This is a genomic window from Verrucomicrobiia bacterium (assembly GCA_036405135.1).
In the GTDB taxonomy this organism is placed as follows: Bacteria; Verrucomicrobiota; Verrucomicrobiia; order Limisphaerales; family JAEYXS01; genus JAEYXS01.
In genome coordinates, this window is record DASWYF010000034.1 from 44,471 (window position 1) to 56,535 (window position 12,065).

The 12,065-nt window shown below is 54.0% G+C and carries 10 protein-coding genes; 3 read left to right on the plus strand and 7 right to left on the minus strand.

What is annotated here, in order from left to right; all coding sequences use genetic code 11:
• Positions 1 to 55: 55 nt before the first annotated feature.
• Positions 56 to 1,882 carry an FAD-dependent oxidoreductase gene (locus VGH19_16205; GenBank protein ID HEY1172912.1) on the minus strand — a complete coding sequence of 609 codons (1,827 nt, stop codon included), beginning with the start codon at positions 1,880 to 1,882 and terminating at the stop codon, positions 56 to 58.
• Positions 1,883 to 1,936: 54 nt separating this feature from the next.
• On the minus strand, positions 1,937 to 3,484 hold the full coding sequence (locus tag VGH19_16210; protein HEY1172913.1) for a M48 family metalloprotease: 1,548 nt from the start codon (positions 3,482 to 3,484) through the stop codon (positions 1,937 to 1,939).
• 116 nt (positions 3,485 to 3,600) lie between these two features.
• Between VGH19_16210 and VGH19_16215 the strand changes: the two genes are divergently transcribed.
• Positions 3,601 to 4,200: a flavin reductase family protein gene (locus VGH19_16215; protein HEY1172914.1), complete on the plus strand. Its 600-nt coding sequence runs from the start codon at positions 3,601 to 3,603 to the stop codon at positions 4,198 to 4,200.
• A 5-nt stretch (positions 4,201 to 4,205) separates the two neighbouring features.
• On the opposite strand, the gene VGH19_16220 is transcribed toward VGH19_16215, so the two are convergent.
• Positions 4,206 to 5,504 carry a DUF1501 domain-containing protein gene (locus tag VGH19_16220; GenBank protein ID HEY1172915.1) on the minus strand — a complete coding sequence of 433 codons (1,299 nt, stop codon included), beginning with the start codon at positions 5,502 to 5,504 and terminating at the stop codon, positions 4,206 to 4,208.
• Positions 5,505 to 5,517: 13 nt separating this feature from the next.
• The gene (locus VGH19_16225) at positions 5,518 to 7,194 is read right to left on the minus strand and encodes a DUF1553 domain-containing protein (protein ID HEY1172916.1); all 1,677 of its coding nucleotides are present in this window, start codon (positions 7,192 to 7,194) and stop codon (positions 5,518 to 5,520) included.
• Between the two features lie 231 nt (positions 7,195 to 7,425).
• Here VGH19_16225 and VGH19_16230 point away from each other — a divergent pair, with 231 nt between their 5' ends.
• Complete coding sequence (locus tag VGH19_16230) at positions 7,426 to 8,646, plus strand: hypothetical protein (GenBank protein HEY1172917.1); 1,221 nt, start codon at positions 7,426 to 7,428, stop codon at positions 8,644 to 8,646.
• Positions 8,647 to 8,652: 6 nt separating this feature from the next.
• On the opposite strand, the gene VGH19_16235 is transcribed toward VGH19_16230, so the two are convergent.
• Positions 8,653 to 9,645 carry an NADPH:quinone reductase gene (locus VGH19_16235; GenBank protein ID HEY1172918.1) on the minus strand — a complete coding sequence of 331 codons (993 nt, stop codon included), beginning with the start codon at positions 9,643 to 9,645 and terminating at the stop codon, positions 8,653 to 8,655.
• A gap of 67 nt (positions 9,646 to 9,712) precedes the next feature.
• Here VGH19_16235 and VGH19_16240 point away from each other — a divergent pair, with 67 nt between their 5' ends.
• A complete protein-coding gene (locus VGH19_16240; protein ID HEY1172919.1) occupies positions 9,713 to 11,140 on the plus strand; it encodes a deoxyribodipyrimidine photo-lyase in 1,428 nt (475 codons plus the stop codon).
• A gap of 2 nt (positions 11,141 to 11,142) precedes the next feature.
• Here the strand turns inward: VGH19_16240 and VGH19_16245 are convergent, their stop codons facing one another.
• Both VGH19_16245 and VGH19_16250 read right to left on the minus strand, forming a co-directional pair.
• Positions 11,143 to 11,445, minus strand: coding sequence for a Dabb family protein (locus VGH19_16245; GenBank protein ID HEY1172920.1), 303 nt, complete (start codon positions 11,443 to 11,445; stop codon positions 11,143 to 11,145).
• Between the two features lie 83 nt (positions 11,446 to 11,528).
• On the minus strand, positions 11,529 to 12,047 hold the full coding sequence (locus VGH19_16250; GenBank protein ID HEY1172921.1) for a glutathione peroxidase: 519 nt from the start codon (positions 12,045 to 12,047) through the stop codon (positions 11,529 to 11,531).
• Positions 12,048 to 12,065: the final 18 nt, after the last annotated feature.

A 12,065-nucleotide genomic window follows, 5' to 3' on the forward strand; every position in this document is an offset into this window, starting at 1 on the left:
ACGCGCATAATTTACTACACCGTGAAGAATTAGCAACCGATAGAAGTGAAAAATCTTACTGAGCCGATGATTTTTTATAAATCGTCCGCAACCACTCGCCACGCGTCATCTTGCCGTCCGCTTTGATCGCATCCACTTTGATCCCCAAGCCCGTCGCCAGCTTCATCCAACGCGCAGCGAGTTCTGGATCGAGAACTTTATCCAGTCCCACCTCGTGGCCCGGATAATTCTCGTGATATTGGCTGATGATCTTCTTACCGCGCGCACCCGGTTTGTCTGGCATCGGCGCGAGTCCATGCAGCCCACCCGCTGTGCCCCACCATTGCACCATGGCGAAATCAGGATGTACCGGCGGCACATCAGTGGTGTAGATGGTGCCGGAACCGACTTCATGCAGACGCTTTTGCAGTTTCGGCACATTCACGCTCCGCACGTCGGTCTTTGCTCTCACGGCTTGTGCCGCTGCATGTCCCGATGCCTGGCCAAGCGAAGTCCAGATAGGTTCCAAACGCAGCGCACAAAAACCGACATGCGAAGAACTCACCGCCCCCGGCACCAGCAGGTTCTTCACATCCTTCGGCAATAGAACGCCATACGGGATCTGATAAGGCGGCGTGGCCTGATAGAACTCGCCCGTGTGCTTGCCGCCAAAGTGCGAGCCTTCATGCAAGGTGCCGTGGCAGTTGTGCGTGTATTCACCCAATGCGATGGCATTTGTATGCAGGATGCCGCGTGCATCACCGGGCGCATGCTGCGTGTCGTTCTGCGTATAGACATGCACCCCGATCATACGGCGCGCCTCACGCACGTAAATTTGTCCCGGAATGTTGTCCGTCTCCACAAATTCATCTTTGCACAAACCCCAAGTCAACGCTTCCTCGCGTAGATGCTTGGGCACCGCCGGGTCATTCTGGAAAAAATACAGCAGCCCCAAATTCCACAGCAGATGATACTCGTAGATCCCCTGACGCACCTTGGCATCGCCTTCCGGCCAGCCAAGCTGGTCGCCCGGTAATGACAGGCGCACCAATCCACGTGACTGATCATTGATGTCGTGCTTGCCATTCGGCAGCGGAGGGATGTGCGCTTTGTAGATGTTCGCTTCGTTATACCCGAAGATCTTTTTCAGCTTGCCGTTAGCGAACAACTCCAACACACCCGCGAACTGCTCACGCTTGTATCCCTTTGGCATCTTGGGCAGCACCCGGTTCGTCGGATTCTGCGTCATGCAAAAGCGGAAATTGTAGCCCTGCAATTGTCCATCGCTCTTTTCTGGAGCCAATGTTTCACGATAAACATCTTTGCCTTCCCGTCCGACATGATAGTTCACCTTCGCTGCAGCCATGAGATCACCCTCATAGGAGGCATCGATGAACACCTTGGCTTTGCATTCGTGCCGCTTGCCTTGAGCATCGGTGAAAGTGGTTGTTTCGATACTGCGTCCTTCACCCGGTTTATCCATTTCCACTGAAGCAAGCACCCACGATTTCTTCACCTTGATGCGAGGCTGCTCATTGATCATCTGCTCAAGGATCATCAGGTTCACCTTCGGTTCGCCGTGCGCCCCGCGAAACGAATCCTTCACCTGCTGCGAATTCTCGCCATAAGTCTGGCGGTAATACGCTTCGACGCGTTTGCAGAAATCGAGATAGGTGCCCGTGATGCCCTCAAGCACATGAAAATCCGTATGGGACAACCCATGTGTCAGCAACCCACCGATGCGGGGTGTCGGTTCTATCAGTAGAACATTCTCACCATCCTTCGCCGCACCGATTGCAGCCGCTATGCCTGCGGGTGTGCTTCCATACACCAAGATCGGAACATTCTCCGCTGCTTGGGCAGACAAGGTCAGTGCCAGAAACAATCCAAGGAGGAAACGCATGACTTAATTAAAGGTATATCCGGAGCCGAGGCAATGCTCACCTGAAGGGAATTCTTATTCGCCTTCAGTCTTGGCATGAGTGCGAACTTTCAAACCGCCTACCACCAGTTTGCGCCGCTCTTCCTTCGGCGGTTCATCTGTAGCTGGCGCATCTGAAGATTCCGCCTTGCCCTCCTGTTCTGGCCGGTAGAATTTGGCCAGTTCCGTTTCAATGCCTAAATCCTCCGTGTAGTGCAACAAGGTCACTTGTTTGCATAGGCCATTGTAACTGGCAAAAAGGGATGATGCCGGACCATCCATATGCAATACCCCGTCCGCTTGAGTCTGGCGTGCCTTGCGAATACGGTCGCCATCAGCCGGATGCGTATCAAAGAATCCGGTTTTGCCCAGTCCCACACGGTCTTCTATATCGATTTTTTTCTGCAATGGCACCAAGGCATCTGTATTCGTGAAATACTCCATGAAGTTCTCGGGCAAGCGGCGGTCATTGTTCCAGGGGACGCGCATGGCCTTGTAAGCAAGCTCCAGCGAATTGCCCATCGTATGCAGACGTTTGGTTGTGCTTTCAACTGTCTCGCTACCGACAAGCTGGATCGCATAACTATCTGCGTCGTATTCCATCTGCCGGAGCATGAAGCAGCCGATCGCATGACCGATCCACAGGAGAATTTTCAAAATCAGCCGGGAAAACCAGACGGCCAGACGGCCAAGGTTGACAATGATGCTGACTCGAAAATCCTCAGTCCGGCCCCACTCTTCCAAGGTCATATCCCATTCATCGCGCTCGTATGCGATGCGGGCAAACCACGCGTTGATGCTGCGAATGACATAGGTCAAACGCATGCCGAAGCCTTGGGTGAAATGACCAAATTCGTGCGCCAACACACCCGCTAGCTGTTTGGCGCTTAAACCTGCCACCAATGGCATGCCAATGGTCAGCACCAGATCTGAACTGAAAAAACTCTGCATGCCGCGCCGGAAACTGGCGGATGCATTCAACTGGCAATCCACATCGACCCGGCTTGGTTTTGGTGCACCTACTATGATGCAGACTTTTTCGATCAGTTCATACAAGGCCGGTGCTGCATCTTTGCTCAAGCCGAGCGGGTGCGGTGGTGGAGCGCGTCGAGCCAGCAGGGGCTTGATCATGAACAGCACCACCACAATCCCACTGAACAAGGGCGTCAGATAGATCGCCAGCTTGAGAAGCATCGCCCGCCCGCCACCTCCTCCTTCAAATATGAAATTACCTTTCGTCGCCCAGAGATAAACTCCCCACCCGGCCGCGCCGATTAGGGCAAAATAGATTATCGGCAGGATGACCATGGTGACCAACACGACGATCATGCCGAGCTTATACAAGAACCCCACAGGAGACGGTGTTATGGATCCTGTGAATGTGGCGTTGAGATTACTTTCTGGCTCTTCTTCAAAAATATGTGGTGTTTCTGGAACTTCAGAAGGTGGCGTATCTGGCATGAATAGAGTGGTACGATTGGCACAAGTCGGGCAATCGATCTCCAATCCCGCAGATTCCAGTGGAAACGCAAGATTGGTCCCACAAGCCACACACGAACACTTAGCTAGTGATTCTCCTCCCATATTCAGTGATGTATGGCGAAATCTTGGAGTTCCCAACCGGGACATCAATCAAAAAAGCAGTGCCAAAAATGCCTAGTTGAAGTGACAGGTGCATTTATCGCAGACATAGTTCACCCATGCTTTTCGATTTTGAAGGAGCCCATAAAGAACGCGCCTACGCTATTCTGGCCAGCCTCATCACCCCGAGGCCGATCGCTTTGGTCACCACTTTGAGTCCTGATGGCAAAGTAAATGCCGCCCCGTTCAGCTTCTTCAATATCCTAGGTGATGAACCGCCCATCGTAGCCTTCGCCCCGGCCGACCGCGATGACGGCACTCCCAAGGACACCGCCCGCAACATCCGGGCGACGCATGAGTTCGTCGTGAACTTGGTGGATGAACCGATCGCTGAAGCCATGAACAAATGCGCTACCGCCCTGGCCTACGGTGAGAATGAACTGACGTTGGCCAGACTGACCGCTGCTCCTTCCCTCACCGTAAAACCGCCACGCATCGCGGAATCCCCCGCCAGCTTTGAATGCACGGAATGGGGAACGTTACACATCGGCAATAACCGCATCGTCATCGGCGAGATCAAACGTGCTCACGTGCGGGACACCTTGGTGGATGCCACCAGACTGCGGATCAAGAGTGAGGAACTGCACATCATCGGGCGCATGGCCTCCCCGCATTGGTATTGCCGGACTAGGGATCGCTTCGAGATGCAGCACCCTTAAAAAAACTATGCCAGCAACTCCTTGATCACTGTGCCTTCGCTCAAAGCGATGGGCCGCCCGATGGGTGTCACAATCTCCTTCTCGTGGTTGATGCCCAGCGCATGCAGGATGGTGGCGTGAATATCTTCCACCAGCACCGGGTTCTGCGGCTCTTTTTTCTCGCCCTTGGGATCGGTCGCTCCCACCACGCGTCCGCTCTGAATGCCGCCACCCGCCATCGCCACTGTAAAGCCATGCGGCCAGTGATCGCGGCCTTCGAGCGGGTTCAGCTTGGGCGTACGACCGAATTCGCCGCCCCATAGCACGATGGTGCGGTCCAGCAGGTCGCGGCGTTTCAGATCCGTCATCAGCGCAGCCAATGCCGGGTCAAGTATATTTACCAGTTTGCCCTGAGATTCATGATTGTTCGTGTGGGTGTCCCAGCCGTTCAAAGTCACTTCCACACAGCGCACACCCCGCTCCACCAAGCGCACCGCTGCAAGACAGCCGCGACCAAACGCCGTGTCGCCATAAGCCATTCGTTCGGCCACGGGTACTTGCGAGACATCAAACGCCTTCACCTGGTCCGAGGTCATCATGTTCGCCGCCTTGTGCATCGTTTGTTGATGCAATGTCTTGGTGGCGTCAAAATCGGGCTGTCGGCCTTGGCTAAAGGCGCGCTCAACCACATCGAGATTCTTCATCCGCACCGCCTGGCGCTTCGCATCAACCTTGGCTTTCAAATCGGGAAGAGAATTGGCGGGGTCGTTCGTCTTGAATGCATCATACGCCGCGCCAAAATGCCCGCCTCTCGCTGGCCATTGCCCGGGCAAAATGGAGATGTGTGTGGGGATCTCGATCTTTTGATCCGGCATTTCGTGCGCGATGATCGCACCAATAGCCGGATGCAAGATCGTCGGGTTCGGACGATAACCCGTCTTCATGTTATAGGTGGCCCGCTCATGATCGCCCTCTTTGCTCACCACCGAACGCACCAAGGCCATATCCGACAAAATCCCCGCCGTCTGCTCCAGACCAGCCGCCACCTGCACATCCTTCAACGAAGTCTTGATGGCCCGCGTGCCATAGGCGATGGTCGAGCCTGGATGCGGGTCGAATGTCTCCAACTGGCTGGGAGCGCCCTGCATCCACAGCACGATGACGGACTGCGCCCGCGTCTCACTTTTCTTCTCTGCATCCAATGCGAGTATCTGCCCCAGCGGTGTAAGCCAAGTGAGTCCAGCCAGGCCTGCCGCCTTCAACAAGGTCCGGCGGGAAAAGTGATCCATCGTTCCACAACCCGGATTCATCTCTGGTGAAATCATATCGTCACGCTTCTCAATGGTTCCAGGAAAATTCGGTGGCATTCAGTAAGGACCAATACAGGTCTTCCATGACCCTGAACCGGGCTTTTCCCTTGATGCCTTTCAACAGTTCCACGAAGTGATCCTGCTCGGCGGCGGTAGGCCGTCGCGTCAAAGCGCAGAGGTAGGCCGTCTCCACGGCTGAAGCATCATCAGGCGCGAGTGAGGCGATACGTGTCGAAGCGTTCATCACGATGTTCTCATCAGAGCGTTCATCCACCAGCTTGCCATTCATCATCAATAACCTTTGAGGAATCGTGCCGCTGCGCTGGTTGAACTCATCCTCACCGATGTCACCATAACGCTTCACGAAATCACCTTGCTGGAAGAAGCGTGTCAACTGCCACAAGATGTGTGCTTCCGCATCGATCGTTCGCAAGGATGATGCCTGAATGATACCACCCGCAACCTGTTCAGGACGCAGACGGGTGATGGGGAATGAAGCATAGAGTTTCTCCTGCGCATCCGTCACATGGTGCTCGCTATCGCGCGTGGTACTGTCCAAATGGAACACCCGCGACGCGGCTATCAGGCGGATGAGCCTTTGCAGATCGTAATGATTTACCACCAGATCTCGGGCAAGGATTTCCATGCCCGGGGGATACGTTCCTTCCAGAGGAATATCATCAATCGGCTCCACGAGCGGGCGATTAAACATCAGCGCCCAGATGCGGTTCACCGTGGTACGGGCGAATGCCATGTTCTCCGGATGCGTCACCCACTTGGCCAAACGCTCTCGCAAGGCACCTTCTTGCGGCAGCAATTCCTCTTTGAATGGAACCCTTGGAGAAACCACCTGATCGTCCATTTTACCGTGATAACGAAATTCGTATTTCTTCTTCTTGCTATCCCTGACACCCGTCATGGACATCTCAGCTGGCGCGAAGAAGGCCGCAAGTTCATGGAAGTGTTTCTGCTCCCACGAGCCTCCCATGAAATCATTGTGGCATTGCACGCAATCCAATCGGACACCAAGGAAAGCTCGCGAGACTCGACCGGCCAGTTTGATTTCATCAGGTCCACGCTTCTTGTTGTTTTGATCAACAGTGACGGTAATGAAATTCACTTCTGGTTGGGTTGTCCAAATACCGTTGGCGTTGATGAGTTCACGGGTGATTTCATCGTAAGGCCGGTTCTTTTGGATCTCCGTGCTGAGCCAGTCCACCATGCGGTGGCGGCGATAGATCAGGAACGGACCGTTCTCAACGCCTACATAAACCCGGGCGAAGCGCTCGGCCAGATAATCGCTGTAGCGGCGGTCTTCAAGCAGGCGGGCCAGCCACCATTGCAAGGCCAGTTCGGCGGGCTGCTGTTCCAGCGCGCGTATTTCCTCCAAGGAAGGCAATGTCCCGGTCAAGCCAAGCGAGAGACGTCGCGCCAAAGTCAGGATGGGGGCTGCTGGTGCCGGCTTCACACTGGCCGCCTGCCATTCTTTCTCAAAAGCAGCATCCACTCGTGCGACCACATCTGCAAATGCGGCATCCGGTTGTGTTTTGCTTTGGAAGTTTTTGGGCGCAGGAGGGGGTTTGTTTCGCCAGAGAGGCAACAAGACACTCCCGGCGAGCACCAGACAAATCACTGCAAATACCGCTGTGCGCCATTTACCAGATCGGTTTGGCGACGACGAAATCTCTGGGTTGGCATCGTTCATCGGATGCGACTTGTGCTTAAATATTCCAGCACTATTCACCTCTAGACAGGTTCTGACAACAGAACTTTTCCCCCGCGCAAGGGATCGGCTGAAAAGGCTTGGCCTTACGCTAGATGACGTTGCTTCAGCCTTTCGGTTACAATGGAGCTCCTTTTTTGGCGACATTTCTCCCGCTGAGGGATATAGGAGTGAATAAGCCGTAACCGGCTGCTTTCCCAGACGTCATACACCTTGAACTGGTTGATGAACGAAACGCTAGAATTGCCTGCACAACAATCGGCTCCGTCGCCTCAGGGGTCGGAAGTCCCGGTGGCGATTACGTCTGCGAGCTTCGGCAAGCGTATCCGGAATTTTGCAGGTCGTGTGGTGCGTTGGATCAGTTCAACTATTGAATGGATATTTGGGGCCATCACACTCATCGCCACCATCGCGGTTTTCTCGGTTATCCCTTTCCTGAATTTTCTCACGTTAGGCTATTTCCTTGAGGTAAGCGGCCGGGTAGCACGCACCAAGCGGCTTCGTGACGGTTTCATTGGTGTTCGCAAAGCTGCTGTCTTTGGCCGGATCGTGTTCGGTTCCTGGCTGATGTTTTGGCCGGTGCGCTTCGTCTCCGGCATGTGGCAGGATGCGGAGCTCATCGCCAGCGGCAGCAAAACCGCGATCGGCTGGCGGGTGGCTTTATTTATCGTGATGATCCTCACTGTCGTGCATGTCCTTTGGGCGTGCCTGCGTGGCGGCAAGTTGCGCCACTTTTTCTGGCCCGCTCCCTGCCGCTTCTACAAATGGCTCAGGCAAGACGGCAAGTTTGATGGTGTTCAAACCAGAGTGATGGATTATCTGGCCGGTCTTCGGTTGGGTTATTATTTCAAGCTTGGCGGTTTAGGCTTTTTAGGCGGTCTGATCTGGCTGTTCATCCCGGTGAGCATTTTGGTTTTTGCCAGCAAGCTGCCAGAAGGCGTGGCGTTCTTGGTCAGCGTGTTTGGTGGAGGACTGCTTTTGATTGTGGCAGCTTACTTGCCGTTCGTGCAGGCATACTACGCCATGGAGAACCGTTTCGCGGCAATGTTTGAACTAAAACGTGTTCGCCATTTGTTCCGTCATGCCCCTGTCGCCTTCTGGACGGCACTCTTCATCACGGTGCTCTTCTCGATACCGCTGTACCTTTTGAAGATTGAATTTCCACCCAAGGAAATCGCCTGGTTGCCCAGTCTCCTCTTCGTGGTGTTCATATTCCCCGCCCGTCTGTTGACGGGGTGGGCGCTTGGACGAGCGCTGAAACGAGAACAACCACGCCATTTCTTTTTCCGTTGGGTTGCCAGGTTGGGTGCGTTACCAGTCGCATTCTTCTACGTATTCGCCGTTTATCTGACGCAATACCTTTCATGGAACGGCGTGCTGAGTTTGTTTGAACAACACGCCTTCCTCGTGCCTGCGCCGATGTTGAGCCTGTAATCCGTCTCACGGCTTCAACACGATTTTGCCACCCAGCGCCCCGGACTTTTGCAGGGTGCTCTCCTCTTGCAAACGATGCGCTTCCGCCGCTTGAGATAACGGCAGCACACGATCAATGCGGGATCTCAATTTACCTTCGAGCAGCCAGCGATTGATATCCACCGAGCAATGCTGCTGCTCCGCCGGTGTCGCATTGAACATGGCAAAACCGAACAACGAACAACCCTTTACATAGAACGGGCCAACGGGGAACGGCGGACGCGCTTCCCTGCCCGCCATGAGAATCATACGTCCACGCGCTGTGAGCGTGCTGACTGCCAGATCAAAATCCGGCTCGCGCAGAGTTTCCCACCAGACATTCACGCCCGATGGCGCAAGTTTCTTCAACTCCTCATCCAGTTTCTGCGTGCGATAAGCGATGACGTGGTCTGCTCCCAGTTCTTTGGCCAGTTTAACTTTGTCCTCGCTACCGGCTGTGGTGATGACCCGCGCGCCCGCTGCCTTGGCCATCTGCACAACCATGGAGCCGACACCACCTGTGCCACCTCGCACGAAAATCGTTTCACCAGTTTGCAGCTTCGCATCACGGAACAGACCCAGATGAGCCGTAATACCGACCAGTGCGACCGCCGCTGCGCACTCATCTTTAACACCGGATGGAATCGGATAGAGCCATTGCTCTTCCACCACAATCTGTTCGGCGAAAGTACCCTGACGTCCCAACAATCCCTGATTCGTTCCCCATACACGATCGCCTACCTTGAGCGTCTTCACATCGGGACCGACCGCTTCCACCATGCCTGCGACATCGCAGCCGATGATGAATGGCTTGGGCAGAGCCATCGCAATCATGCCCGCGCGAATATAGGTATCGATGGGATTGACGGAAACTGCTCCGACCTTGACGCGAACTTGTGTGCCAGTCGGCTGCGGCACCGGCAATTCGCCGTAAATGATTTTATCCGTCGGTCCGGTTTCGTTGATGAAGGCTGCTTTCATGAAAATTTAGTGTGCTCAAGCTAGCGTGCAGACTGCGGCATCGCAAGCGACAGGAATAATTGTCACCTTGAAAAGCTCTGCTACGTTGGCGGCAGTGAAAAGGGTCATCCATTGGTTCCGCCGGGATTTGCGCGTGAGCGATAACACTGCCTTGAGCGAAGCTGCTCGTCAGGCGGAAATTATCATCCCTGTTTTCATCCTGGAGGATGCGTTCAAAACTGGTCCCGATGTGGGTGCAGCCCGTGCCGCTTTCCTGCTGCATTCGGTGGATTCACTGCGTAAGAACTTGGAGCATCTCGGTTACCCGCTGATCATCCGCTGCGGCAAATCCATTGAACTAATTCCACTACTGGCGAAGGAATTGAAAGCGGAAGCTGTCTTCTGCAATGCACGCTATGAACCTTATGCTGATGCGAGGGATGAGAAAATCGCGACCGCTTTGAGCAAAGTGAATATTCCTTTTCGGATATTCAAAGACGCTGTGGTTTGGGAGCGGAAGGAGATCCTGACCAAGACCGGCAACCCTTATACTGTCTTCACGCCTTATTCCAAAGCCTGGAAGGCTTTTCCGGTCCCTGCTCCCCGTCCAAAATTAAAAGCCTCCACTCAGAAATTTCCTGACATCAAGAGCGATCGCTTGCCTTTGGACCCGAATGAGTTCGGTTTCCCGCTCTCGCAGACAATCGGTGCAGCTGGCGAACGTGCGGCATTGGAGCGATTGAAGCATTTCCTGCAACACAGCGTTCATCGTTACGCGGAGCAAAGAAATTATCCGGCGGTGGACGGCACATCTCAGCTTTCTCCGCACTTGCGTTGCGGCACGATCGGCATTCGCACCATATTGGCCGAATTAGCCAAACGCAAAACAAGTGCCACAGCGGATGAAGCAAAAAATTGCGATGTATTCCTCAGCGAATTGATCTGGAGGGAATTCTACACACAAATTCTCGCCAATTTTCCTCATGTAAGCAAAGGCGCCTTTCGCCCGGAATATGACAATCTGAAATGGAGCGATAACAAAAGCCACTTCAAGGCTTGGTGCGATGGCATGACAGGTTTCCCCATTGTAGACGCCGCCATGCGCTGCCTGAATACCACCGGGAACATGCACAATCGCCTGCGCATGATCGTGGCGATGTTTCTGACAAAAGATCTGATGATTAACTGGCAGCGCGGTGAACGCTACTTCATGCAACAGCTGGTCGATGGCGACAAAGCGGCGAACAATGGCGGCTGGCAATGGAGCGCAGGGACAGGCACCGATGCGGCTCCTTACTTCCGCATCTTCAATCCAGTGTCCCAAGGAGAAAAATTCGATCCGAATGGCGATTTTGTCCGCCAATGGATACCGGAACTGAAAACACTTCCCAGTGCGGTGATCCACCAACCCTGGGAATATCCCCTCTTTGCCAAAACTGGATACGTGAAACGCATCATCGACCACTCTGAACAACGCGAGAAGTGCCTCGCGATGTTCAAAGCGGTGAAAAAGTGAGCTTACAGCTCGAAGTCAAACGCCAGCACAGAATCCACGTTGGCTTGCAGGAGTTGCTTGATCTTCTCGTGTTCCGCGTGCGTGAGATAGCCATCGCGCGAAGCGGCATCCACAAAAGTCATCACAAAACCATGGGTGTAACCCTGGTTCAAACCCTCGGGGCTGTTATTCGGACCCGAAACGTAATCTTCAATGCCCGGGATCTCTTCCGTGGCGTTAAGAACCTGATCAAAGATGTCCGTGATCTGGTCGTCCGTCACTTCCGGCTTAAACTTAAACAAAGCGATGTGCTTAACCTTTGACATATATCTGCTGATTGCTGTCCGTATTGTGCTTCGGAAATGGCCTCACGTAAAGCCCTCACCTTAAAAAAGTTTTGCGCGAACGATTATTTCGCAGCCAATGCCGCCTCTACCGCTTTGCTCATCTCCTCGGTGTCCGGCTCCACATCCGGATCAAATCGTTTCAATATCTTGCCGTCCTTGCCCACCAGGAATTTCGCGAAGTTCCATGTGACATCTCCCGGAAATGGTGAACTCTTTCCCGTCAGTTGCTCATACAATGGATGCTTCCCCTGTCCTGTGATCTTCACTTTGGCGAACATCGGGAACGTCACCTGATAGCGGGTCTGGCAAAAAAGTTTGATCTCTTTTTCCGCCCCCGGCTCTTGCTCGCCGAAGTCATTGCAGGGGAAACCCAACACCACGAATCCTTTGTCCTTATACTTTTTGTATAACTCCTCCAGCCCGGCATATTGTCCGGTCAACCCGCACTCGGACGCCACATTCACCACCAGCCACACCTTGCCTTTATACTCGCCCAAGGATTGCTCCTTGCCGTCGATGCTCTTCACCTTGATGCCCTGGAACCCAGTCTCTGCGCTCCGGACATTGCCAGTCACCAGCATAATCAGCAATATGGCTGC

Bases quoted from the DNA above. Each gene is read 5' to 3' on its own strand.
- VGH19_16215 (HEY1172914.1), top strand. From the start codon at position 3,601: ATGCTTTTCGATTTTGAAGGAGCCCATAAAGAACGCGCCTACGCTATT.
- VGH19_16210 (HEY1172913.1), bottom strand. From the start codon at position 3,484: ATGGGAGGAGAATCACTAGCTAAGTGTTCGTGTGTGGCTTGTGGGACC.
- VGH19_16220 (HEY1172915.1), bottom strand. From the start codon at position 5,504: ATGATTTCACCAGAGATGAATCCGGGTTGTGGAACGATGGATCACTTT.
- VGH19_16225 (HEY1172916.1), bottom strand. From the start codon at position 7,194: ATGAACGATGCCAACCCAGAGATTTCGTCGTCGCCAAACCGATCTGGT.
- VGH19_16250 (HEY1172921.1), bottom strand. From the start codon at position 12,047: ATGCTGGTGACTGGCAATGTCCGGAGCGCAGAGACTGGGTTCCAGGGC.
- VGH19_16245 (HEY1172920.1), bottom strand. From the start codon at position 11,445: ATGTCAAAGGTTAAGCACATCGCTTTGTTTAAGTTTAAGCCGGAAGTG.
- VGH19_16235 (HEY1172918.1), bottom strand. From the start codon at position 9,645: ATGAAAGCAGCCTTCATCAACGAAACCGGACCGACGGATAAAATCATT.
- VGH19_16205 (HEY1172912.1), bottom strand. From the start codon at position 1,882: ATGCGTTTCCTCCTTGGATTGTTTCTGGCACTGACCTTGTCTGCCCAA.